Origin of the sequence: Priestia sp. FSL R5-0597, assembly GCF_038006305.1 — a bacterium.
In the GTDB taxonomy this organism is placed as follows: domain Bacteria; phylum Bacillota; class Bacilli; order Bacillales; family Bacillaceae_H; genus Priestia; species Priestia zanthoxyli.
On sequence record NZ_JBBOUZ010000003.1, the window covers coordinates 1 to 25,644 of the forward strand.

Annotated in this window: 19 protein-coding genes, 11 tRNA genes, 1 pseudogene and 1 riboswitch; of the genes and pseudogenes, 18 read left to right on the forward strand and 13 right to left on the reverse strand. The window is 35.0% G+C overall.

Features of this window, described 5'->3' with window-relative positions:
* The first annotated feature begins 28 nt into the window (after positions 1–28).
* The 16 genes from MKX72_RS27305 to sinI all read left to right on the forward strand — a co-directional run bounded on the left by MKX72_RS27305 (position 29) and on the right by sinI (position 5,319).
* Positions 29–105, forward strand: a tRNA-Pro gene (locus tag MKX72_RS27305).
* A 10-nt stretch (positions 106–115) separates the two neighbouring features.
* Positions 116–191, forward strand: a tRNA-Ala gene (locus tag MKX72_RS27310).
* 25 nt (positions 192–216) lie between these two features.
* A tRNA-Met gene (locus tag MKX72_RS27315) sits at positions 217–293 on the forward strand.
* Between the two features lie 27 nt (positions 294–320).
* Positions 321–413: transfer RNA gene (locus MKX72_RS27320), tRNA-Ser, on the forward strand.
* Between the two features lie 11 nt (positions 414–424).
* Positions 425–500 (forward strand) — tRNA-Asp (locus MKX72_RS27325).
* Between the two features lie 10 nt (positions 501–510).
* Positions 511–586 (forward strand) — tRNA-Phe (locus MKX72_RS27330).
* A gap of 6 nt (positions 587–592) precedes the next feature.
* Positions 593–666: transfer RNA gene (locus MKX72_RS27335), tRNA-Trp, on the forward strand.
* A gap of 14 nt (positions 667–680) precedes the next feature.
* A tRNA-His gene (locus MKX72_RS27340) sits at positions 681–756 on the forward strand.
* An 11-nt stretch (positions 757–767) separates the two neighbouring features.
* Positions 768–842, forward strand: a tRNA-Gly gene (locus tag MKX72_RS27345).
* Positions 843–848: 6 nt separating this feature from the next.
* A tRNA-Ile gene (locus MKX72_RS27350) sits at positions 849–925 on the forward strand.
* 39 nt (positions 926–964) lie between these two features.
* Positions 965–1,036 (forward strand) — tRNA-Glu (locus MKX72_RS27355).
* A gap of 615 nt (positions 1,037–1,651) precedes the next feature.
* Entirely contained in the window at positions 1,652–2,836 is a 1,185-nt protein-coding gene (locus MKX72_RS27360) for an Alp7A family actin-like protein (RefSeq protein ID WP_154990773.1), read from the forward strand.
* 17 nt (positions 2,837–2,853) lie between these two features.
* The gene (locus tag MKX72_RS27365; protein WP_098113914.1) at positions 2,854–3,231 is read left to right on the forward strand and encodes a hypothetical protein; all 378 of its coding nucleotides are present in this window, start codon (positions 2,854–2,856) and stop codon (positions 3,229–3,231) included.
* A 255-nt stretch (positions 3,232–3,486) separates the two neighbouring features.
* The gene (locus tag MKX72_RS27370) at positions 3,487–4,113 is read left to right on the forward strand and encodes a cell wall hydrolase (protein WP_098113915.1); all 627 of its coding nucleotides are present in this window, start codon (positions 3,487–3,489) and stop codon (positions 4,111–4,113) included.
* Positions 4,114–4,413: 300 nt separating this feature from the next.
* Positions 4,414–4,950, forward strand: a complete 537-nt coding sequence (locus MKX72_RS27375) for an RNA polymerase sigma factor (protein ID WP_098113916.1) — start codon at positions 4,414–4,416, stop codon at positions 4,948–4,950.
* 142 nt (positions 4,951–5,092) lie between these two features.
* A riboswitch (cyclic di-GMP riboswitch) is annotated at positions 5,093–5,177 on the forward strand.
* 19 nt (positions 5,178–5,196) lie between these two features.
* A complete protein-coding gene (gene sinI, locus MKX72_RS27380) occupies positions 5,197–5,319 on the forward strand; it encodes a DNA-binding anti-repressor SinI (protein ID WP_098113917.1) in 123 nt (40 codons plus the stop codon).
* Between the two features lie 32 nt (positions 5,320–5,351).
* Here the strand turns inward: sinI and MKX72_RS27385 are convergent, their stop codons facing one another.
* Positions 5,352–5,498, reverse strand: coding sequence for an anti-repressor SinI family protein (locus MKX72_RS27385; protein ID WP_098113918.1), 147 nt, complete (start codon positions 5,496–5,498; stop codon positions 5,352–5,354).
* Between the two features lie 253 nt (positions 5,499–5,751).
* Between MKX72_RS27385 and MKX72_RS27390 the strand changes: the two genes are divergently transcribed.
* Entirely contained in the window at positions 5,752–6,444 is a 693-nt protein-coding gene (locus MKX72_RS27390; RefSeq protein ID WP_154990775.1) for a hypothetical protein, read from the forward strand.
* A 164-nt stretch (positions 6,445–6,608) separates the two neighbouring features.
* Here MKX72_RS27390 and MKX72_RS27395 read toward each other — a convergent pair whose 3' ends face one another.
* Positions 6,609–8,327 carry a sensor domain-containing protein gene (locus MKX72_RS27395; protein WP_340760991.1) on the reverse strand — a complete coding sequence of 573 codons (1,719 nt, stop codon included), beginning with the start codon at positions 8,325–8,327 and terminating at the stop codon, positions 6,609–6,611.
* Positions 8,328–8,941: 614 nt separating this feature from the next.
* On the opposite strand from MKX72_RS27395, the gene MKX72_RS27400 reads away from it, so the two are divergent.
* A complete protein-coding gene (locus tag MKX72_RS27400; RefSeq protein WP_154974663.1) occupies positions 8,942–10,264 on the forward strand; it encodes a DUF1565 domain-containing protein in 1,323 nt (440 codons plus the stop codon).
* Positions 10,265–10,455: 191 nt separating this feature from the next.
* On the opposite strand, the gene MKX72_RS27405 is transcribed toward MKX72_RS27400, so the two are convergent.
* The 11 genes and pseudogenes from MKX72_RS27405 to MKX72_RS27455 all read right to left on the reverse strand — a co-directional run bounded on the left by MKX72_RS27405 (position 10,456) and on the right by MKX72_RS27455 (position 25,562).
* Complete coding sequence (locus MKX72_RS27405; RefSeq protein ID WP_048018746.1) at positions 10,456–10,761, reverse strand: hypothetical protein; 306 nt, start codon at positions 10,759–10,761, stop codon at positions 10,456–10,458.
* A gap of 31 nt (positions 10,762–10,792) precedes the next feature.
* Positions 10,793–11,413, reverse strand: coding sequence for an SHOCT domain-containing protein (locus MKX72_RS27410; protein WP_340760992.1), 621 nt, complete (start codon positions 11,411–11,413; stop codon positions 10,793–10,795).
* Between the two features lie 221 nt (positions 11,414–11,634).
* Positions 11,635–12,798 carry an Ig-like domain-containing protein gene (locus tag MKX72_RS27415; RefSeq protein WP_340760993.1) on the reverse strand — a complete coding sequence of 388 codons (1,164 nt, stop codon included), beginning with the start codon at positions 12,796–12,798 and terminating at the stop codon, positions 11,635–11,637.
* 507 nt (positions 12,799–13,305) lie between these two features.
* On the reverse strand, positions 13,306–14,460 hold the full coding sequence (locus MKX72_RS27420; protein ID WP_340760994.1) for a lysozyme inhibitor LprI family protein: 1,155 nt from the start codon (positions 14,458–14,460) through the stop codon (positions 13,306–13,308).
* A gap of 68 nt (positions 14,461–14,528) precedes the next feature.
* Positions 14,529–14,963, reverse strand: coding sequence for a hypothetical protein (locus MKX72_RS27425; RefSeq protein ID WP_340760995.1), 435 nt, complete (start codon positions 14,961–14,963; stop codon positions 14,529–14,531).
* A gap of 192 nt (positions 14,964–15,155) precedes the next feature.
* Complete coding sequence (locus MKX72_RS27430) at positions 15,156–16,163, reverse strand: hypothetical protein (protein WP_328170977.1); 1,008 nt, start codon at positions 16,161–16,163, stop codon at positions 15,156–15,158.
* A 728-nt stretch (positions 16,164–16,891) separates the two neighbouring features.
* Positions 16,892–18,541 carry a group II intron reverse transcriptase/maturase gene (gene ltrA, locus MKX72_RS27435; protein ID WP_155009616.1) on the reverse strand — a complete coding sequence of 550 codons (1,650 nt, stop codon included), beginning with the start codon at positions 18,539–18,541 and terminating at the stop codon, positions 16,892–16,894.
* A 1,213-nt stretch (positions 18,542–19,754) separates the two neighbouring features.
* Positions 19,755–20,165: a hypothetical protein gene (locus tag MKX72_RS27440; RefSeq protein ID WP_098113475.1), complete on the reverse strand. Its 411-nt coding sequence runs from the start codon at positions 20,163–20,165 to the stop codon at positions 19,755–19,757.
* 236 nt (positions 20,166–20,401) lie between these two features.
* Positions 20,402–22,052, reverse strand: a pseudogene (gene ltrA, locus MKX72_RS27445) (group II intron reverse transcriptase/maturase).
* A 638-nt stretch (positions 22,053–22,690) separates the two neighbouring features.
* Positions 22,691–23,305 carry a VanZ family protein gene (locus tag MKX72_RS27450; protein ID WP_154992460.1) on the reverse strand — a complete coding sequence of 205 codons (615 nt, stop codon included), beginning with the start codon at positions 23,303–23,305 and terminating at the stop codon, positions 22,691–22,693.
* A gap of 934 nt (positions 23,306–24,239) precedes the next feature.
* Complete coding sequence (locus MKX72_RS27455; protein WP_154974370.1) at positions 24,240–25,562, reverse strand: MATE family efflux transporter; 1,323 nt, start codon at positions 25,560–25,562, stop codon at positions 24,240–24,242.
* Positions 25,563–25,644 lie beyond the last annotated feature (82 nt).

The window sequence follows — 25,644 nt, forward strand, 5'->3', positions numbered from 1 at the left end:
GTTCGACTCCTCTCGGGCGCGCCATGAACGGGAAGTAGCTCAGCTTGGTAGAGCACTTGGTTTGGGACCAAGGGGTCGCAGGTTCGAATCCTGTCTTCCCGACCAGAAGTATCATGGGGCCTTAGCTCAGCTGGGAGAGCGCCTGCCTTGCACGCAGGAGGTCAGCGGTTCAATCCCGCTAGGCTCCACCAATTTAATAATTACAATGAATGATATGGCGGTGTAGCTCAGCTGGCTAGAGCGTACGGTTCATACCCGTGAGGTCGTGGGTTCGACTCCCTCCGCCGCTACCATACAAGTTACATTTGTTATAAATATATGGAGGAATACCCAAGTCCGGCTGAAGGGATCGGTCTTGAAAACCGACAGGGGTGTCAAAGCCCGCGGGGGTTCGAATCCCTCTTCCTCCTCCATTTTCTATCTTGGTCCCGTGGTGTAGCGGTTAACATGCCTGCCTGTCACGCAGGAGATCGCGGGTTCGATTCCCGTCGGGACCGCCATTTATATAAAGGCTCGGTAGCTCAGTTGGTAGAGCAAAGGACTGAAAATCCTTGTGTCGGCGGTTCGATTCCGTCCCGAGCCACCATCTGATAGGGGCATAGTTTAAAGGTAGAACTACGGTCTCCAAAACCGTCAGTGTGGGTTCAATTCCTACTGCCCCTGCCAATTAGATACATATGGCGATTGTGGCGAAGTGGTTAACGCACCGGATTGTGGTTCCGGCATTCGTGGGTTCGATTCCCATCAGTCGCCCCATCTTAAGTAACGCGAGTGTAGTTTAGTGGTAAAACATCAGCCTTCCAAGCCTGATGTCGTGAGTTCAATTCCCATCACCCGCTCCAAATGAAGGGCCTATAGCTCAGCTGGTTAGAGCGCACGCCTGATAAGCGTGAGGTCGGTGGTTCGAGTCCACTTAGGCCCACCAGTATAACAAACAGTTAAGTTAAACTTAAAAAACAATCATGGCCCGTTGGTCAAGCGGTTAAGACACCGCCCTTTCACGGCGGTAACACGGGTTCGAATCCCGTACGGGTCATCAAAAGAGCAGTTTGCAAATGCAAACTGCTTTTTTATTTATGATAGATAAATGAAGGGTTTTATAGAAGAGACAATTTTCAATGAGATTAATAAGTTAAATCAAAAAAGAAGTTTTAATCCATACATATGTGGTAAACAGATAGTACAGAGCCCAAATAAGATTTTTAGAGGCTACTGTGAAAGGTTAAATACTTAAGCGTAATGAAGGGACTGATTCGGTTTTGAAAGACGTAACAGCGACTTCAGCAGATGTATTACCCAAATTGATAAGTAGGTATTGTAATTTAACGAACGGCACTCTCGTTATGAATCGATATACGTGACGAAAGGGCCTCACAAGGGCAAATGAGAACGAGGATTATTTAGTTGTAAGAGACGGGAGCCTGTATCATTTTTGATGCAGGCTCTTATTATGTTGATGATATAACGTAAGATACATAAGGTGTTAAATCTAAATATTATTTGTGGGTTCATGTTCTACTTAATGTGAATAATTGTTGATATATGTAAGGTTTTGTAGATGAATAAGTTGGCCAGAGATATTGAATAATCACCTCGTATAGAGTACAATGAGTTGAATATAAGTTCAACTTAAAAGATGAGGTGTTTATAAATGAAAATTTCACGTTTTAATAAAGATTGCGGTAACTCCGTTGATATGAACATTATGGATGGATATCTATTCGATTTTCCAACGAATGTAGTTGAACTTCAAAAGGAAGCTGCAGACTCGTTTTTTACAGATGCTGTTACAGCTCCAGAAGAATTTAAGAAGCGTATTTTACTTTCTACAACCATTCATGGGGAAGAGAAAGAGCGTTATTTCTTAGTAGGAGACATTGCAGCTAGTCAATTGCTGGCTAATAATCATATTAATAAATTACATAATAAAATCACAAGTCACATTCCATACATCACCTTTTTAGCTGCGATTGCGTATTACCATGCGTTACATGCGAAAAATAAAAAAGACAATACAATTGAAATTGACTATTTTTCTACCATGTTACCAATCTGGCTCCTTAAGAAAGAAAGCACATTTGGGGCAGCTCAAAAAGCCATGGCAAATCGTTTCTTAGGCGACCATTCGTTTACTGTGCATACACCGGGCTTTGAAAGTACGTTAAAAGTAGTAGTAGAAGAAAGTGCGTGCTTAAAAGAGGGAGAAAGTGCACGTTTTGCCTTGAAAAAAGACTTAACGCTTGAAGATCGTGAAGATGCAAATGAGTATGTGGAATGTGAAACAGTTATGGTGGATATTGGTGGTGGTTCCATTGACGTAGTTATTTTACCGGAAGGGTTGAAAGCTGCCAATAGTCGTGAGTCATTCCAAAGCATTGAAGGCATTCCTTATTTAGCACATATTGATAAATTACGTAAAGAAAAATTCTTAGAACTGTTTACAGACTTACGTGCCTTTGATCAATTTATTCTTGATAACTACAGCAAACAAAAGTTTGTATTAAAAAACGAAAACACGGGCGAATCCATTGATTTAACAAGTACAATTAAGTCTTCTCTTCGAGAATATGTAGAGATTTTATTGGCTAAATTAAATGATGTTGCACCACCACCAGCAAATAAAGTGCGTAAATATGTATACTGTGGTGGGGTAGCTCCTACTTTAGAAGTTGCTATCATGAATAGCATGCGTGACAAAATCGGAGAAGAGCGTACTGAAAAGTATCATAAGGTTCCTCAAGATAGCCACCATTTAAATTTATTTGGTTTAGAGATTCGTAGTATTGGTTACGTTCAAAAGAAGCAAGCAGCAGAGAAGAAAGTCGTTAAATCCTAACAACGTAGGTGATGGGGATGTCAGAGCGTCAAAATGCGTTTACGATTAAGACAAATCGATTGAGTGATGAAGTGTATCATCAACTAGCCACATATGCTAAATCGCGTAAGTTAGGGGATTATATTTCATCTTTAATTCTACGTGATCTAAATGATTCATCTACTGAAAGAAAAGCAATGGAAAACACACGAACCTACGAAATGCTTGAACATATAAAGAATGAACTAGCTGAGTTAAAAACATTAGCAAAAACAACAGGTTTTGTAGGAAACGATTCTTTCAAAGAAGAAGAGCCTTCAAAGGTTCTCCAACTGAAAGAAGGAAAGATTGCAGATTTAGAAAACATATCCGGCTCATTAGACGATGACGATCTAGAAGAATATAACGATTTTTAAACAGTAAAGCCACTAGAAACCTACTAGTGGTTTTTTCTGTTTTTATTTAATAGGACTATTTACACTGGTTTAAATTCATATTAGCGTTAAAATTAACCAATCGACTCCTAAATTCAGTAGACATATTACCTAACTTTTATCCAAGGTCTATTTATCATTGAAATATAAAGAGTACTACGTAAAGCAGTACAAACAATTATACCTTACAGGATAAAGGCTGAGTTTTAATAATTATTTAAACAAAGGAGAAATTACATGCACTTTTTAAAGAAACTGAAAGTAGGATTTCTAGGCGTTTCCTTAGTAGGAACTCTATACATAGGATCTCCTGCATCCGCGTCTGTGTCGTTACAATCAACTAGTCATAAACAAGAAATAACTTCGCTGCAAACACAGCTAGTTAAGATGGGATATTTACACGTAAATCCAACTGGTCAGTATGGTTTATTGACTCAGCAAGCCGTTAAGAATTTTCAACATGATGTGGGGCTCACGCAAGACGGGGTCGTCGGACCTGGTACATATGCAAAAATAAATAATGTAGAAAAAATGGCGCATGTGGTTTATGGAGAGGCGCGAGGTGAAGTCTATGAGGGGCAAGTAGCTGTAGCAGCCGTCATTCTAAACCGTGCTAAAAGTCCAGATTTTCCACAAAGTATACCTGGCGTTATTAGTCAACCAAATGCGTTTACAGCTTTAAATGACGGACAATACGCTTTGACCCCAAATCAATCTGCTTATAGAGCAGTAACGGATGCATTTAAAGGATGGGATCCTACTGATGGAGCTGTCTACTATTATAATCCTACAACTGCAACAAATAAATGGATATTTACACGCAAAGCATACAAGAGAATCGGTAGTCACGTTTTTGCTTATTAGTTTTAAATAGTTAGAATACAAATGAAGTAATATATTTTTGGCTATTATATATTCGTATAATTGACTTACATAGAATATGCAGTCATTTATTATCTAGATGTTTTAAAGGTTGAATATACCTTTTATGGAAAAAACCATGATATAATTGAGTTGCCATTCGATTTTAATACATCTTATACGTTTGAACCCTGACAAAAAGCTACCTCTTCTACTGATGAGGTAGCTTTTTATTTGCTGTCATTAAGTTTTGTTCAGCATAGACAACTTAAAAGAGAATTTAACTAGTTTGGATGATTGTAATTGGAGGAATTTGAATACGAGGTAACTGTAAATAGCCTAGTAGAGCAATATCAAACACAGCTTTTACATATAGCCTCCGCATATGTAAAAGACAGTCATGCGGCCGAAGACATTGTGCAGCAGGTCTGGATTAAGTATTATCAACTTCTGAAGCTAGAAGGTAAAGATAGTAAAAAATCAGCGTATGCATGGTTATATCGTGTTACTGTTAATCAGAGTATTGATTTTTTGAGAAGGGTGAAGAACAAACGAGTAATATCCTCTAATGATATAGAGATGACTCAATACTCACAAAACATTGATACTATATTATTGGAACAACATGTAATAGAAAGATTGGAAAATGAGGCACTTCTTAAAAGGATAGAGCTTTTACCTGAAAAGTATCAGCATGTTATTGTTTATTTTTATTTTAAAGACTTACCTTATAATGAGATTTCTACTGCCTTAAATATTAGTGTGGGAACAGTCAGGGCGAGGCTTCATCGAGCAAAATTTTTATTGAGAAAGATGTATGTGAAGCGAGGTAGTAATTAGCTGGATATTTGTTTAGTTTTTATAATGCTCTTTTTTATTAGATATGAACAGTGTATGTAGCTTGTAGAAAAAATAAATGACAATACTTTTTTTGACACAATTCGACAACCATTATATAGTAAAATATTTATAAATTTACATATTGAGATAAAGGCAAACTAGTTGAAAAGCTAGGACGCAAAGCTACAGGTCTAAGGTCTAAGGGCTATGGCAGCTGAGCCCCCTGAATATCTGGAGGTAACTTTTATGGACAGTAAAGGACAATTAGTAGCACAAGAACTAAATAGAGAGTGGATTGAACTTATAAAGGAAGCTAAGGAATTGGAATTGACCATTGAAGAAATTAGGAAATTCCTAGAAAGTAAATAGATACCTTGACCATAAACAACATTAATCATTTATTAATGTTGTTTATGGTTGTTTAATTCTTGAGATTTCCTATTTAAAAACTCCTTAAATTCCTCCTGAGTAACGTCTGAATTCATCGCTTCTTTGACTAAATCTAGCCATTCCTGGGGAAGGATAGTATTATGATTTAAATTATTCACTGCAATATTCCTCCTCTACAACTTGTCCTATTATAAAGCAAATAAATTTTCAATATAACCCATAAAGTAAAAAATATTACTTTTAACCTATTATTTATATTTGTATGATATATTTGGAATAATTGTGGTTATTTAATTTATAAAAATCAAAGTTTAATAACCTAGTTAAGCTAATAAAAACATAAAAGATGAATATTAATTAGACTCAAAGTTAACCTTTATTTATAGAGTACACTTGAAAGGATTTTTATTAGTGAAAAAGGACGAATTACTTAAAGAATATTTGACAATCGATAATATGGGGAGAGTAAAGGTACCGACTCTGTTTTTAAAGCGTGCTAATATCCATACATCTTCTACAATACAATTCTTCAACTATAAAAACTTTTTTGTTATGAGACAGGTTAAATTTTTACCGGTACGGTTGGAGAAAAAAGTAGCAAAAAATTTGACTAGATCTATCAACGAATTAGGCTGTATTGTAATTCCAAAGACGCTCCGCGAAATACATGATATAAATTTACACGAGGAAATAGAAGTGAAAGTCATTAATACGAGCATTATTTTAAAGAAGAAAAAAGAGGAAAATAAACCTGCAGGTCTAATAAAGGAATCTATGGAACCTGAACTGAATAAGTTATCTTTACTTGAAATCAAAGAAGGGAGGGTAAAACTCCCTTCTTCTGTGCTCAAATCTCTCGATTTAGAAGAACATATACAATTACAGTTCTTTATCAAAGGGAATAGTACTATTGTCGCGAAAAAACATAAGTATGAATTTCCTACAGAAGGAATTCTTTTGTTTACGGGGCAATCACGGGTCATAAAGAAAGATAAATACTTAAACATTCCTAAAAAGCTCAGAGATTGTTTAAACATTTATAATGGCGATACCTTGGAAATTACAACATTAGGGGATCAATTAATTATAAAAAAAGCTCTTTAGAAAAATTAACATGTCATTGTATAAGATCTTCTTATTAAAATTGAAAAAGCAATTGCAGTTTAATTAGGTAACTGCAATTACTTATTCATGTTGTTATAGGCTTATTTATTAGTCTTGGAAAAAGCACTCTCAGCATCTGTTTTACCGATATGTAACAATTTTTTCTATTGGGTTAAAATATTATACATCTTCTCAGGTAGTTGAGGTTCATAAAATATGTAACCTTGGCCGACTTGACAACCTTTCTCTAATACAAATTGTAACTGTTCTTCGGTTTCAATTCCTTCTATGACTATATTCAAGCCCAATTTTTTTCCCATTTGAATAATTGTTTCCACGAGGACTTTTCCTATCTGATCCAAATCATCAATAAATGATTTATCAATTTTTAACGTATTAATTGGTAAATATCTGAGGTGGCTCAGAGAAGAATAACACGTTCCAAAATCATCCATGGCCACTTTAACCCCTAAGTTTTGGATAGGTATCAGGACTTCTTTTAAATCTTGGTTGTATTGGATTACGTTTTCCGTAATTTCAATTTCAAGAAAAGATGGATTAAGTCCCGTTTTTTTCAAGATATCTTCAACAACTTTTACAAATTCCGGTGATTTCAATTGCATAGGCGATACATTTACGCCAAGTTTAGTAACCCTAGAATACATATCTGTCCATGTTTTCATTTGATTGCATGCCTGTTCTAATACCCAGGTTCCAACTGGTACCACCAATCCTAGCTCTTCTAAAATAGGTAAAAATTCATCAGGGTAGACAATACCATACTTCTCACTATTCCAACGAATAAGCGCTTCTACTCCTATTATTTCAAGGGTTTTTAAATCAACAAGTGGTTGATAAACTAGTTGAAATTCATTTCTTTCTAGTGCGTATCTCAACTCATTTTCCATACTAACAGCTTTGAATAGTTCTTTATTTGATGTATGTGAACTTACTTCGTATGTGTTTCGTCCATTTCGTTTTGCTATATACATAGCCATATCTGCTTGTTTAATTAGTTCATCTATTAGTTCACCAATGTTCTCTGGAATAACATGTTGCTTACATTCCTTTGAAAATAGGCTGATGCCAATGCTTGTAGAAACCAGAAATTTATGGCCATCTATGTAGAAAGGAAGAGACACCTCTTTTATAATTTTTTCAGTGATTTTTTTTATTTCATCAATCGTTTTCAAGGTGTGTATTACTAGGATAAACTCGTCTCCTCCATGTCTTGAAATAAAATCAGCAGATGATATACAATTCTTTAATCTGTCTGCTACCCTTTTAAGCAAGACATCTCCACGGTGATGGCCAAACGTATCATTAATAGATTTAAAGCGATCTAAATCTAGAAATAAGAAGGCTGTCAATTGTGCTGACTTTTTGTCCAAGAGTAAATTTTTCAACTGCTTATTCAACCAGTAACGATTAGGCAAATTGGTTAAGTGATCATAATAAGCCAGTTGCTTAATCTTTTCTTCATAAGCTTTTCGTTTTGTAATATCATTACGAATAGATACGTACTGATATGGATGACCTTCTTCATCTAAGAAAGGAACAATAGTTGTATCTACCCAATAGTATGAGCCGTCTTTTGCTTTACTCTTTACCTCTCCATGCCATACGTTTCCTGACTGAATAGTTTTCCATAAATTTTTCAAAAACATTTCTGAATGATAATTTGAATTGACAATACGATGATTTTGGCCGAGGAGTTCATGCCTTTCGTATTTAGATGTTTCGCAGTACTTATCGTTTACGTGGTTTATAAATCCCTTATTATCTGTGATAGCTACAATAGATGACTCATTTAATGCAAATTCAATATCATTTAATTTTTTTAGGGTTTCTTTAAACTTATTTTCAAAATGTTTATCTTTCATAACCTATGTACTCCTCTTCAGGTGTAATTATAAACAAAGCCCACGAAGAAATGCTAAAGAGGAATTGTGGGTTTTGCATAAAAATTAATTCATTAAATATAAAATGTTTATTTATCTTATTACCTTACAATAAAAACATCAAGTTTTAAAAGTTTTATTGTATATAGATAATAGAAAAAATGGTCATTTTTTAGGCATACTTTACTTCTTCAGTATGCTTCAAGGAAACAACATCAAATTCAATATGGTGAATATGCTAAAGCTCACCAATATAAAAGATTGAGTTAATCTGAATCTATGCTGGATCTCTACATCGATTTAAACTTCCAAACTTCTTTTTAATGTAAGTTCTCCATGAAAATAATAATACTACAGTACTTTTTCCATCATTGAAGTTTTATTATTTATATACTTATTGATTTACATGTTCCAGTTTTAACTGATTTACTACATTACTCTAGCATTACTTTAGCACTTTCCATTTTAAATGTAAAAATGATTGTAGTTTAAGAAAATAATAAGACATAGTGCGGTGTTTTACACACTGATTAAGGAAGCGATAGTATAATTGAAAGATCTTGTAAATGAAATTCATGAACATTAAGGAGTATCTTATGAAAAAAGCAGTTAGTATTCTTCTTCTTTTCCTGTTTTGTATAAATCAAAGGGTTGAGGCTGCTAATCAACCTTCAGTAGAGCCTATACATCATGAAATCTACGTTTCTCCTGCAGGAAGTGATGAAAATGCAGGTACTAAAAACAGCCCTTTTAAAACTTTGAAAAAGGCAGGTAAAGTAGCTAAACCTGGGACGACTGTTAATATTCGAGACGGTGTTTATCACGAAAAGTTAGTGATTAGTCGTTCAGGTAATAAACAGAATCCCATTATCTTCAGAAATTATAAAAATGAAAGGCCAATTATTAGTGGAAAGAAAATAAAGAGTGGTTCTTCAGATGGAGGGCTAGTTACCATAAAAAACAAGAGCTATATTACAATTCAAGGTCTAAATATAGGGCATTTTTCTACTTTGAAAGAACAAGATACACCGTGCGGTATTTTAGTGGAGGGAAGGGGCAAAGGTCTTCGGATTATTAACAATCATATTTTTGATATTAAGACCGCACACAAAAATGGAAATACACATGGAATAGCTTTTTATGGATCCGAAGCGCCACGTTCATTAAACAATATTGAAATATCGGGAAACTTACTTGAAAACCTAACTTTAGGTTTTAGTGAAGCGCTGACTCTAAATGGGAATGTTAAAAAGTTTGTGATCCATGCAAATACAATTCGTAACGTTGATAATATAGGAATTGATATAATTGGCTTCGAAAAGATAGCTCCTAATCAAAAATTTGATCAAGCTCGTGAAGGAGTTATCAGTGAAAACTCTATTTATAACGTAAGCAGCTATTCTAACCCAGCCTATAGACACGAATATTCTGCTGGAGGAATCTATGTAGATGGAGGAAAGGATGTTGTTATTAAACATAATATTTCAAGTCATAACGATTTAGGAATAGAAATCGCTAGTGAACACCAAGGTAAACAAACTAGCAACATTCAAGTCATAGGTAACATGATTTATGAGAATCGTTTTACAGGAATCTCAATTGGAGGATATGATCAAAAGCGTGGGGGAACAATGAATACTTCGATTGCACAAAATATCTTATATGGGAACGATACAATAAAAATGGATGGTGGCCAATTATTAATGCAGTATCACGCGACCCATAACATCATCAATGATAACATTATGGTTTCAGTAAAATCTAACTTACTTCTAGCCAATCTTCATTACTCAAATAAATATAATGAGCTTAGCAATAACGTATATCTAAATAAAAGTAGCCACACAATGAATCGATGGATATGGAATGGACAAGAAATAGAAAGTTCTACATTCGGATCCTCTAGGTTTTTTCAATAAACTTTCTTTAAAAAAGATACTCTTGGCTAAGCTTTTTGCTGAAGTACTACCTGTCACTATGACCTATTTGTTGTATATTTTATATTATAGAAAAAGTTCATATTTGTCGTCACTAAGAGTAAATGATAAAACTATGGTTTTTATAACAAACTTTTAATGTTTACTCATTTAGTTAAGTAAAAAAAGAACGCTTATCGAAAGATAAACGCTACCATAAATTGTTCTATGAAATTGTAACTATGAGTAATGAACATCATCCACCATATAGTTCTACCAACTAAAGGTATCTTTGACCAGTTTTCTTTAATACGCACTTCCTTTATGTAAAGTAGAAAAACTACTCCGAGCATACTAATAGCACCGAAGCTTATTAGTACATCATCCCAATAGTGAGGGTTGTACTTGGTTAAGCACAAGAATACCAGAGTTGACACTATTGTAATCAATAATAAAATACCAAAAACCATTAACGCTTTACTCGACTTTTCTTTACTCATAATATCCTCCTATAGAAAAAAGGTAAGGGTATTAAGCTAATAATCTTGCTTTAGCTTTCGTAAATTCTTCTTTGTCTAACAACCCGTCTTCATACATGTCGGTTAGTTTACGAAGTTCGTCTGCCATGGAGTACGGGGATTCGGAAGGTGAATCATTAAAATCAGGATAATACCCTTTTAACCCAATTAATTTTTCTAATAGAGCCATTGTTCGCACGTTGGCCATTTCATAGGCTTCGCCACCTGTGAAAAACCCTCGGCGTGCGTACGTTGTAAGGTACATAACGTCAATATCTTCCGTATAAACTTTCAAGGTAACCGTGTTGTCTGACATATGTATCCTTGGTACAAATTGTGCATCTAAAATGTTATAGCCATCGGTAATGCTAAAACGTTGTTCATACACAAACGCAACTTTCCCTTTGTTTCGGTCTAAAATAAGGGCAGTACCGTCGTTTTCTACTCGATCGTCGTGACGATACACTTCAAAATCATCTTCATGACAGTTATACGATTTAGTCATTTCCGCTTTGCATTTGTTGATGGAAGACGTTAAACGGGCATTGGAAAGGTTCCATTTGGTTTTGCGTCTCGCTTTGTTTAAGATATTAAGAACAATAAGACTGATGACAATGATTAAAAATATTTTCATGTGTGTGTTCCCTTCTAAGTTGTTAATAGTTTTAAAGTCTTAGTTATTTTAGCATAAAGTAGTTAAATAAGTAATATATGCTAATAAAATTCAACAGGACTATTAAAATAACCTCTTAGGAGAAAATTTTAAGTTGATTTTAATAAACTATCTCTGTACAAACGAAGAGAGCAGCCATCATATACTGGTTGCTCTCTTCTAGCAAAACCGATTCAAAAAAATTAATGTTTTACAACAGTTACATACGTAAGTTTACTTACATTATTTGAAGCATCCTTAGCAGTTACGTTAAGTGTAGTACCCTTTTTCTGTACTGGGATACTAACAGAGAATATTCCCTTCGAATTTGCTTTTGCATACCCAATTCGATTTTTCCCTACATTAACTGTAACAGTGGAATTAGCCTCAGCTTTACCAGTTACGACCTTATCATTATCGTCTACTTTATTAACTGTTGGCTTGTTAGGCGGCGTAACATCTGCTTTCACAACAGTTACATACGTAAGTTTACTCACATTCCCTGAAGCATCCTTAGCAGTTACATTAAGGCTAGTTCCTGCTTTTTGAACAGGGATGTTAACCGAGAATGAACCATTTGAACTCGCCTTTGCATATCCAATTCGACTTTTCCCTACATTAACAGTGACTGTTGAACCTGCTTCTGCCTTACCTGTTACAACTTTATCGTTATTGTCTACCTTGTTAACAGTAGGTTTATTTGGTGCAACTGTATCTTTAGCCTCAGCTTGAAATAAGGTTGAGATTCCATACACGTCATCAGTTTCACTACTATTTAAATCTAGAACAGGTATGTAATATGTGCCTGCTTTATTAACTTTGTATTCTTGGACTTCTACCCCATCATCATATTCAGAATCTAAGTATTCTAAATATCCATGATCTTGGTAATCATATTCGGTTGCCACAAATAATAAATCTATACCGGAAGGAGTATCCGTTACCCCTCCTACTAATAAAGTACCTTTCCCAGATACATATACCTTATAAAAATCTATATCGAAAGTATCGTCAAACTGTCCAAATGTCATTCTATCATTTAGTAAAGTGTCTGCTATTTTGAAATCATCATTGGGCTCACTCTCATACATTGGCGAACCGCTACTACCACTAATACTGGCAGCATTTGATTTTTTTGCTGAAAAAGACTTCGGAGTTTTTAATGAGTTCAGAGTTTTCTCTTTAAAATCATTAAGTACACTAGGACTAATTACGTTATGATTGAGTGGTTTATTAGTCTCTAATTGACCTTCAATTGCCTTCTTTGAAGCCTCGTAAGTATTGCTGTCCGCTTGAGCTGTACCTACTGATAATGAGGAAGCTAATAGTCCTACAGATAATAATGAGATAATACCCTTTTTCTTCATCGAATCTCTCCCCTTGGTTATATATGACCACCCACTTGCTATGACTATGATACTATTAATTTTCCAACATAACCATCTATTCTCATATTCAAATTTCGACAAAAAAGACAGCCACTATAGTAGCAGCTGCCAATGTATCATCGTCTAGTTTTATTATTCTTCGGTGGTTCAACTTCAATCATTTGCATTTAAAATATTTGATTTTCTGTAATGCCCAATTCACGCATTTCATCCTGGAGAGTAAGTACGCCATTCTTCTATTTTAATTCTTTTCTTTCTTCCTTCTCTTAGTGTAAATTCCCTAAACCAAACCACGTTAATTACTAACCCATTTTGTTTAGTTTCTTCTATACAAATACGAAAAGAGCAACCATCATATACTGGCTGCTCTCTCCTAGCAAAAACGAACTTATATAGATATGTATGTCTGTACTTATATTAAAGCATACAAACATAAGATAAAAAAGGTAAGCAACATATAAAATTCCAAATAATAATATTTACTCATCATTTCATATAGTTGTAAACTAAAATGTAGCAACGGTCTCTTGTAAGTTCCCATAATGTACGTACTTGTTCAGCTTGTGATAAGGTACCGCCACCTTCTTCATCAAAAGTTTCTTGGGCAGCTGCATCTCTAGATTCGATCCATTGGCGTTGATCAGATTGAAGCTTACTCATTTCTGAAGCAGATAATTGTGTCTTTAAAACACCGTAAATCTCGTTTAATAAACCATCCCACAATTGATAATTCTGGCTATATTGTTGCTTTCTTTCCATATCATTTTCAGAAGTAGCACTTGCTTCTAGCATATCTTTAGTATGGTCCAGTTTATATAGATACTCTTCTTTTTTGCTAGCAGGTGCTGGGCTGTTTGTAACTGTTTGATTATCTGTAGACTGATTTTGATTATTCGTTGCTTTACTTTCTGAAACAGTTGTTATTGGGCCATTTTTAGCGATATCTGTTAAAAATAAATGGTCATCATGATAAATTGCAGAATACATCCAATTATATTTTTTAGTGGCTTGGGAACCATCAGGCTTAATGATTGTAACAGTCTCGCGGGTTGCTATCTTATAAAGACTTCCTTTTGAAGATTCCCCAGTTTTATTAAAACTAACTAAAGAATAATCTTCCCATCTTTCCTTAATACCTTGTTTATATAGTTTACTAACTAATGACTTTTGTTGATTATAGAGGGATCCTTCAATAAAGTCACTAACATAATAGTCGAATCTTCCTGTATTAATAGCGTCTGTTAATCCACCTATATAATCACTCATAAGAAGACCTGCTGTATCAATTGATGGACTACCTGTATTATTAGACGTTGAATTGCTACTCACCGTCGTATCTTTATTACTAGACACAGGTTGGGAATCATTTTTATGAGTATCAGTTGCATTGCCACTACCTTTTACGGTGTTGTCATTGTCCACAGTGGTGCTTTTACTTCCTTCACTTTTATTTTCAGACGTGTTATCGCTGGTAGTACTACCGCTACCTTCCGTAGTCTTAACAGCATTGTTATTACCAGCTTCCTGATTACTACCTTTCTCAGTTTCTACCGTTTTTGAATCTGCCTTTTCCTCTGATTGGCAACCACTAATTAAAAATGTAGTTGCTGCTACTAATGAAATAATACCTTTTTTGTACATTATTGTTCCTCCTCTTAAGATGTTTATTGTATGTATGTTTAACAATATAGTTAAATATGAATATAGAATTATGCTACTTCGGCTACTTTAGCATCTACTAAGTCCATTAACTCTAATAATTCTCTTTTATGAGCACAATGAACATTTACTACTTTTCTTCTTCCTGATGAAAAAGTCACAATAAGCCTAAAATTACTTCTTTTATGTATAAGATAACTTAATAAAATTGCTGTTCCGTAGTATTTTGCATAGGTAAATACATCCCCCATAAGTAAGGATGCAATAAATCCTAAAACGCCTACTATCCCTATGTTTATTGCATATCCTGGCGTGTCCTTAGCCATATTTGTATTTACTACCTCTTTTAGGAAAATAGAATAATCTTCTTTCCAACCTCCATTTTTCTTGTCACGTATAACGAGACGTTTATTAGTTAAGATAATAGTAAGTTTGCTTTTCCACTTATACTCCTTAACAATTTGTTCACCTTGAGCTAATATCATGCTGTATCTCCTTTTAATCCTACACTTTTTCTATACTAAGACAGATATACACTTCTATCTTAATATCTATTTACGTAATAGACTTGTTTATTAGTTTGAAAGTATTAGTTATTTTAGAATAATGTTCATAAAAAATAATACTTGTTAATGAAAAGGAGTGAAGGTAACCCCCACACTCCTTATGCTTGTTTATTATTCTTGGTTACTACAGAATAAACTTTCCGTATCGGCTTCATCTCCGTTGTATACGTTAAAACAATGGTCTAAAGTTTCACTTGAGCCATCACCACTTGAAGCTAATTCCGCCTCAATCTTTTGTTGAGCCTCTGGTGATATCCAACCTTGCATATCTGATACTGCCTCATATGCAGCATAAATTTTTTCTTGTTTAGCTTGTGCGTCTGCATCAGCTTGGGCATCAGCTTGAGCTTGCGCCGCTGCTTCCGCATCTGCTTTTGCCTGTGCATCAGCTTCTTCCTGAGCTTTTTGTGCTTCCTCTTCGGCTTTTTTATCTGCATCTTCTTGAGCTTTTTGTTCAGCTGCAGCTTGCTCTTGTTCCTCTTTATCGGCTTTAGCTTGTGCTTCCGCCTCTACTTGAGCTTGTTTGTCTGCTTCAGCTTGAGCATCAGCTTCTGCCTTAGCATCAGCTTCTTCTTGAGCTTTTTGTTCAGCTTCTAGTTGAGCATAGTAATCGTCTAACTCTTTTTGCATTTGCTTTTGCTCAAGATCTGATAATTGCGCTTGTTGATCTTTGATTTGACTTTGTAATATGGCAATTTGATCTGCTGAAGCATTGTCAATTAAATTAACATTTTGAATGTAGTTACCTGTATTATCAAAAGTCACTTCCATTATTGAAAAGACATTTTGTTCTTGGTTAATTCCGTAATAGATATATTCGTTATTACCTACTTGGATATATTGATAGCCAACCATTAAACTCATAAGGTAATCCATATCAGCATTATTGGAGTTAACAGCTTTTTGTAAATCTGTTGCCTTCGTCTGTAGAGTGTGAGGTGTAGCTTCTTTTACAGTACTCGTGTCTTTAGTAGTGTCCTTGTTAGTATCATTTGTATGTACTGCTGTTCGCGGTGTAGTGACTTCTTTTTGTGGTTCAGATTCACTACTTTCATGACCACAACCAGCTAACGCCAGCGCTAATAATGGAGCTCCCAAAACAACTTTTAACATTTTCATAGATAATTATCCCTCGTACTTTTCTTTTTTTTACTTTATTGTAATTCTTGAGAACTACAAAAAGCCTTTCCTATTATACCAAAATTAAGTAGTAGTGCTTATATTTTCTTGTAAAAAATTAAAAAAATTATACTAGAAACATCTTAAGTCACAATAAAACCTCCTTAAAATCATTAAAAAAGCCCCTAGATAAACTAAGGGCTTCATAGATTCACATTAAAATGAGCGTCCAGGACCAATTGATATATTTCGTTTTGGACTAGGTAAATACTTCTCATAATAACCAAACGTATAAACTTTTAGCTAAGCATAATTTCTTTTATTTATCTCTTCTTCTTTATTAATCTTAGTCATTGCTGCGTAATCGAAAATTATATTAACATTGGCTATACTTTTCAAATTCTGTGATTGAGAGATGACATAGAAGACGAAGAGAAACAAATACTTGAAAATTAAAATATAATTAAATGTACATACTTTACACTTATTTTGAGCAGACTACTTAAGATGGATAAAATCATCACAAATAATCTTTAATTAAGTCACGAAAAAACCTGTTGGCTTGTCAGGCACGAACAGGTTTTTTCGTTTTATCTTCGCATATTTTTATAAACGTTTAGTTAAGTCGGGTAGGCAGGTACTCTCACGAGCGCCCGCCCCCCTAAGAACCGTACGTGACAGATTTCCCGTCATACGGCTCAAGCCTTCTTTTTATCCGAACAACTTATTTATTTAATACATGGTACATGTACTAATTTAGCAAATTCACCTCTAGAAACCTTTAGTTTTCGCACTGTAACTGTCTCTCCATTTTGTAGAGTCTGCTTACACAATGCACAACGATATCCTTGTTTTCTTGCGAGTTTCATCCTATCCAATGTATTTTCAGTATTAAAGACCTTACGGTCTCGTTTTTCCCAATACTCTCTTAGATTCGGATCATCTGGGCTGTTTTTATAGGCTACCATGACATGCCGTTCTATCTTAATCCAGGACATCTTTAACAGTTGAATGTTAGTAAGTGGACACGTGAGAATCCATTTATTATTTCCACCGTGGTGGGGCTTCTTAAAATAACGCTTGCTAATCCATTTTCTCGACTTCTTTGGATGCAATTGTTTAAGGTGTTTTCTCACTTTTAGGAAAATATAATTGTCCATGTAGCTGTAAGTCTTTTTGGATACGACATGTTTCCAATACTGGCCGTAGCCACGAATAATCGGGTTTAAAACACGTATTAGTTCTTTTACTGGTCGTCCTCTCATCACAGAGAACGTATCTTTTATCTTGTTTTTAGCCTTTTTAATGCTGTCTCTGCTAGGTTTGATAAATAACTTCTTTCCTTGTCCCGTATTGTATTGACGCAGCGAGAAGCCAAGAAAATCAAACCCGCCCTCGATATGTGTAACTCTAGTTTTATCCATGCTAAGTGTAATTCCTCGTTTTCGTAAGTAAGGGGTGAGTTTCCCATACATACTTTCAGCTTGTTCCTTCGTTTCCGTTACGATGACGAAATCATCTGCGTATAGAACACGCCCTATCTTACATTTTGGATCAATTGCGTATCCTCCGTTTGGTTTGTAAGTCTTTTTATAAACAATACCAATCTCTTCTTCCATACCACATAAGGCGATATTAGCTAGAAGGGGAGACACAATTCCCCCTTGAGGGGTTCCTTCTGTTGTCATATGAAGCATATCCTGCTCTATGTATCCCATATTAAGCCACCTTTTAATGAGAGTGCTCCCCGGAAACATAGATGTTTGTTCTATTATCCAATTATGGTTAAGATGATCGAAACATCCTAAGAAATCTCCCTCAAACACCCACTTTTTCTTACTATTGGTGTTAAGCTTATTAAAAAGATTACTTATAGCATCGTGTGTACTTCGTTTAGGACGAAAACCATAGGAAGTGGGCTCAAACTTAAACTCCCATTGGGGTTCGAGTGCGTTTTTTACTACGTTTTGATAGACTCGATCTCGTATCGTAGGAATGCCCAAAGGTCGTAGCTTTCCGTTTTTCTTCGGAATAAATGTTCTTTTTGCTGGTTTTGGACGATGTCGAAAGACATTGCATTGAACTAGTTGTTGATAAAGTTTGATACGTTCATTTGGTTTTGAGGCCGTATAGCCATCTACACCAGGTGTTCGCTTACCGTTATTTTGTTGTGTTACTCTGCGAATAGAAAGCAGTAGATTTGCTTTACTCCGAAGGAGTAAACGTTGAAGTTTCCTTACTCTTCTTTGTTGATTTTGTTGTTCGGCACGATAAATTCTTTGTCGTAACTTCGCTACATATTTTTGTATAATACTCCAATCAATAGAGTACCAATCTTTATGCGAGACGTGCGCCGACGCTCGTAGAGAGGTATTCATAACAGCACGCTCCTTTTCGTTAGAAGATAGCCACAAATTTATTTTCGTGTTGAAGACCTATGAGAAGTAGGCGCTCTTTCGAGCCTGTCATTGTCTGTAGAGCCGACAGTATCCGTCCAGTTATACAGTGATTCTGCCTTCCTGTTCCTTTTCAGGGTAACGGCTTTTGCTTTTTCTCATATCCCATACCCTCTGTCACATTGTTTGACTTTGTAGTCATCCTACTGCTTGTGCAGATGACATAGGGCTTACCAAGTTCCACTTCCTTCAGATTCGACGGGGGTAGGCAGGTTCTTTACTCCGGGCAAGATGCGGGACGCATTAGAGTAGCTTTATGATTCTACTGTTCCTCTTACCAAGACCCAAGCAAGAATATGCATTATCTTGAGCTAACGTTTACGAAGCTTACAAACCTTCACTTTCGTTTGCCATACCTATCTTCTCCTAGCAGTATTCTGGACCATGCATTTGTCCTCTGTTTCCACATTTCCTCATGCAACCGACAGACTCGTTACCAAGAATGCCGTTTCGGATGGAGATCATCTCTGCGTCTAGATGAGTAGCGTTAGCTACACTGTAAGAAAGCGACTTCTTGTCGCACCATAAAACACATTATCAGAAGTAACAACCTCATTTTAAAGCAAAATTGCCCATATTTTTAATAAACAATGTTTCAACAATGCTACAAGATGTTTCATTTTCTATACATAAATGTATCAATTCTTATAGAACCTAATTCTCATGGTATACTATCGAACAACGACAAAACATTTTATATGCAATATGTTTTGTTCATTTTCTGCATTGAACGAACAAAAACCACTGTTTAGGTCCAGTGGTTTTTTTTGCTTTCATAATTGAATATGTTTTTATAATTTGAGTAAACTATTAGAGATACTTCAAGGTATCTCCAATCTAAAATCTATATGCTTAAAAGAAACAGCTCTTCCTGCAAGGGCTGTTTCTTTTGTCAGAAATACATATTATTGTGGAAAAAGATATCAAAAAAATATACATATTAAATCATAACTAGAGCAAACTATTCATGAGTCGTAAAAACATCACGACTAATTTCTAAATTAAATGATGAAAAAACCTGTTAGCTTGTCAGGCACGAACAGGTTTTTTTATTTGTATCTCTGATTATTTATAAACGTTTAGTTAACATAAAACATGATTTGGGAACGCTCCAGAATAGCGTTTTAATTATTTATTAAATAGGAACGACTTGAAAACTTTTACTATCATCAAAGTTTGTTCCTGCAAGCCATTTCTTATCGCCTCTATAGATATATCCCAAATATATGTCTTTAGTTACTCCATACTTCTGAAATTTAAATAAATCTACTCCTCTATCTTTTATATACCATTCAGTTGCATTGTCTTTTGTGTCAAGATATATCCATTCATTTGATGCTAAGGTTAAATAGTTATAATTAGCCCAATTGTTACCACTAACACGAATTTTACAAGTATAATCTTTTGTAGCAGGCTCAAAATGAACTGTAACTCCCGCATTGCTAGTTTCTCTTAGATAGTCATAATTTGAATAAACCTCAGTTCCTAACCCTTTTCCTGAATGAATATCAACCATACGATATGATTTATTTGGATCAAAGTACATTTTTTTCACTCTCTCCCTTAGTTACACTTTGTATTTAACAAAAAATAACATAATATGATTTTTTTTCTATATATTTAGTTTACAATAAACTTCCTAATATAAAAAATGTATATTATATACATTTTTAGTTAAGTCGGGTAGGCAGGCACTCTCACGAGCGCCCGCCCCCCTAAGAACCGTACGTGACAGATTTCCCGTCATACGGCTCAAGCCTTCTTTTTATCCGAACAACTTGTTTATTTAATACATGGTACATGTACTAATTTAGCAAATTCACCTGTAGAAACCTCTAAGTTTCGCACTGTAACTTTCTCTCCATTTTGTAAAGTCTGCTTACACAATGCACAACGATATCCTTGTTTTCTTGCGAGTTTCATCCTATCCAATGTATTTTCATTATTAAAGACCTTACGGTCTCGTTTTTCCCAATACTCTCTTAGACTCAGATCATCTGGGCTGTTTTTATAGGCTACCATGACATGCCGTTCTATTTTAATCCAAGACATCTTTAACAATTGAATGTTAGTAAGTGGACATGTGAGAGTCCATTTATCATTCCCTCCATGGTTGGGCTTCTTAAAATAACGTTTAATAATCCATTTCCACGCCTTCTTTGGATGTAGTCGTTTAAGGTGTTTTGTTATTTTAAGGAATAAGTAATTATCCATATATCCAAACGTCTTTTTAGAAACGACATGTTTCCAATACTGTCCGTAACCACGAATAATTGGATTTAAAACACGTATTAGTTCTTTTATTGGGCGTCCTCTCATTAATGCGAACGTATCTTTTATCTTATTTTTTGCTTTTTTAATGCTGTCTCTGCTAGGTTTGATTAGTAGCTTATTACCTTGTTCCGTCTTGTATTGACGCAGCGAGAAACCGAGAAAATCAAACCCGTTCTCAATATGTGTAACTCTAGTTTTCTCTTTACTAAGTGTAATTCCTCGCTTTTGTAAGTAAGGAGTTAGTTTCTCATACATGCTTTCAGCCTTTTCCTTCGTTTCCGTTACGATGACAAAGTCATCGGCATAGAGAACACGTCCTATCTTACATTTTGGATCGATTGCGTATCCTCCGTTTGGTTTGTATGTCTTTTTATAAACAATACCAATTTCTTCTTCCATACCGCATAAGGCGATATTAGCTAGAAGGGGAGACACAATACCCCCTTGAGGGGTTCCTTCTGTTGTCGTACGAAGCATATCCTGCTCTATGTAACCCATTTTAAGCCATCTTTTGATGAGAGTGTTTCCTGGAAACATAGATGTTTGTTCTACTATCCAATCATGATTAAGATGGTCAAAGCATCCTAAAAAATCTCCCTCAAATACCCACTTTTTCTTACTATTCGTGTTAAGCTTATTAAAAAGATTACTTATAGCATCGTGTGTGCTTCGTTTAGGACGAAAACCGTAAGAAGTTGGTTCAAACTTGACCTCCCATGGTGGTTCGAGTGCGTTTTTTACTATGTTTTGATACACTCGATCTCGTATCGTGGGGATACCGAGAGGTCTCATTTTTCCATTTTTTCTTCGGGATAAACGTTCGTTTTGCTGGCTTTGGACGATGTCGGAAGACATTACATTTAACTATCTGTTTATAAAGTTTGATACGTTCGCTTGGTTTTAAAGCCGTATAGCCATCTACACCAGGTGTTCGCTTACCGTTGTTTTGTTGTGTTACTCTGCGAATGGAAAGCAGCAGATTTGCTTTACTCCGTAGGAGTAAACGTTGAAGTTTCCTTACTTTTCTTTGTTGATTTTGCTGTTCGGCACGATAAATTCTTTGTCGTAACTTCGCTACATATTTTTGTATAATACTCCAATCAATAGAGTACCAATCTTTATGCGAGACGTGCGCCGACGCTCGTAGAGAGGTATTCATAACAGCACGCTCCTTTTCGTTAGAAGATAGCCACAAATTTATTTTCGTGTTGAAGACCAATGAGAAGTGGGCGCTCTTTCGAGCCTGTCATTGTCAATAGAGACGACAGTATCCGTCCAGTTATACAGTGTTTCTGCTTTCCTGTCCCTTTTCAGGGTAACGGCTTTCGCTTTTTCTCATATCCCATACCCTCTGCCACATCGTTTGACTTTACAGTCATCCTACTGCTTATGCAGATGACATAGGGCTTACCAAGTTCCACTTCCTACAGATGCGATAGGGGTAGGTAGGTTCTTTACTCCGGGCAAGATGCGGGACGCATCAGAGCAGCATTATGATTCTACTTTTCCTCTTGCCAAGACCCAAGCAAAGCTGTGCATTATCTTGAGCTAACCCTTACGAAGCTTACAAACCTTCACTTTCGTTTACCATACCTATCTTCTCCTAGCAGTATTCTGGACCATGCATTTGTCCTCTGTTTCCACATTTCCTCATGCAACCGACAGACTCGTTGCCAAGAATGCCGTTTCGGATGGAGATCATCTTCGCGTCTAGATGAGTAGCGTTAGCTACACTGTAAGAAAGCGACTTCTTGTCGCACCATAATGTAGCTTATAGGAATAAAAAAAGGCAACTAGCTACATAGTCGCCTTTTTTTGTCTTACTGGTTTACTTATTAAATACTGAATGATTAAAAGAACCACATAACCTATAACTGTACCAAACGTGTTGAGTAGAACATCATCAATATCTGAGCTACGACCTATAAAGTATTGAATAAATTCAATTAAACATGTAACAGATAAACCTAAAATTGTTACTTTCTTAATGGAATGATATTTTCTCCAAATAAGGGCTACGAAAAAGCCTAAAGGTGAAAATAACATAACATTTGCAGTTAAATTTAAAAGTGATACGCTGTTCCATTCATCGACATTTGTATTTGTTTGAAAGAAGTATTCGTAAAGGGTATGAAAAGGTAGGATATTTACATGAGAAAGCTCATTTGTAAAATAAATATCAAAAAAAGGTTCTCCAGTATCTGTAACAATACCCGCATTCCAATTTGGAACAATGGTTTGGGATGCCAAACCAATAAGATATAATACAAACACACCTAAAATAAGTTCCTCTTTAAAAGATGTTATCTTTCTTTTCTTTTTTAAAAAGATAAAACGAAACCCTACATAAAAGGGTAATGCAGCTAAGATATACCCCAGCATATCTTCTACATATAAAATAATTAAACCCATTAAAGCTATTTCAACACCAATCTATTCTAAAATGACAAGCCCACATTATACCATTAAATTAAATAATAGGTAATAACTATCTACTAAATGAAAAGCTAGTCAACATAATCGACATTCTAGGAAATAGCGAAGCCTTAAATAAGTTAATTTAAGACTTCGCTTGGGTAGACTACACTTCTATAATCTAAGGTGACTAAGCATTGTTTTATTCACTTTTTTTATCTAATCTAATGTACATAAATGCAAAAAATAATAGCAATGCAATACTAACAGGGAATACAATGTAGGAATTTATAGACTGGCTTACACTAGATTTTAGGGTGTAACTATAAATGCAGTATGCAATTCCAGTAATAGCTATTAATACTTGATATGTTCTTTTCTTATTAAACATAGGTATATTTCCTTTTCATTTACTTTTTTCAAAATTTACCCAATTGTATCATATACGTTTTATTAATGAATGACATTGTTTAGAAATAGAATTAACTTAATAAAATAAGAAAAAAAGCACCTATTTCTAAAATGCTTGCTTTGTATATCTATTAATATACATCCTCTCAAAAGTCATTGTAAGGACTTAATTAAATGGTGTCCATGAAACTATACTAACTCCAAACTAGACCACCAGGATTTAGAGATATAAAATACCATATTGTAGATAGGACTTGTATTTTTCTACATTGTGTGTAAAAGATATAACTTTTTTAATAAATACTTTATCTATTACTCTTACATATAAAAATAATATTGTATGTCTTTTCGATGAAAGGTAAATATCATTCATATAAACCGATGCATACTAATGTTTAACTGTATTATGGGAGACAATATAATGAGTGAATTCACTATAATTATTTAATCCCCAAAAGGGGACTAGCTTCAATATATGTAAATGTAGATAATTCTTGATTTCTAGCTAAAGTATCTTCATTTAAATAATTATTAATTCCTTTAATTGCAACAATTTTTTATTTAGTTTAGGGGTATACATAACTAGAAAGGCGGACCTTCCAATAGTATAGATAACAAAAGCTAGCCAAAGGCCATGATTATGCCAGATAGGAGTTATTATAAGTTGAACAATTACATATAAAATTGTTGCGTAAATCATAGAGTTCCGAACTGGTGCAATTTCAGTTGCTCCTGTAAAAACTCCGTATAGGACAAGTCCAAAACAAGCAGCGAACGGATAGACAATAAGCCATGAACTGTATTGTAATGAAATTTCAATAATACTAGGTAGACTTGTAAACAGTCTAATAATAGGTTCTTGAAAAATTGTATATAAACTAGATATAACGAAAGCTGTTATTAACGACCATTGTCTAGATAAAGTAAGGGTTTTCTTATATAACTCTTTATCATTTGACCCTATTGATTTACCAACAAGAATACTTGAGGCATTCGCGAAACCATCAAAAAGATAAGCCATTATGTAGTGAATTTGAAATAATACAGCATTCGCAGCTAGAAATTCTGTACCAAACGAAGCACCTTTTGCTGTAAACATATTAATAACAATTAGTAAACAAATAGTCCGGATAAATAAATCTTTGTTAACATTAAACATCTTGTTCATAGAACGTGTATCCAGGAGCGACTGAACTGAGGGCAACTTCCATTCAAACGGAGAAGCTTTCCAAACAATAAATACACCTAATACAAAGGCTGAAACTTCTGCAATTAAGGTAGCCGTAGCAACTCCTTGTACACCAAAAGAAAGAACATGAACAAAAAGAAGAGCTAAAATCATATTTAAAACATTTGTTAGTATCTGTAAACATAAAGCTTGTTTAATCCTAGCCATTCCCATTAGCCAACCAAGAATAACGTAATTCATTAACGTAAAGGGTGCTCCCCATATTCTAATTCTAAAATATTCTATTGCAAACTTACTTACGTCAGCATCGGGAGAAATCACTAGAAGGGCTGCGTGTTCAATTGGCCATTGTAAAAGAATAAAAATCACCCCTACTGTTACAGCTAATAAAAAAGGGCGACATAAAGCAAGGACTCCTTTATCAGGATTGCTTGCCCCATTTGCTTGTGCAGCAAAGGCGGACGTACTAACGCGTAAAAAGCCAAATAACCAATATAATGTATTAAAGATGAGCGTTCCTACTGCAACTCCTCCAATGTAAGCTGGACCTGGAAGTTGTCCAACAACAGCAGTATCTACGGCGCCTAGTAGGGGCGTAGTCATGGTTGAGATTGTTAGAGGAATTGCTAAAGTAAGGTATGTACGATGATTCATCCAATTACCCTCTTTCTATATGGTGAAAATAAAAACAATAGCCTCGATTATATAAATAAAATCGAGGCCTTGCTATACATAT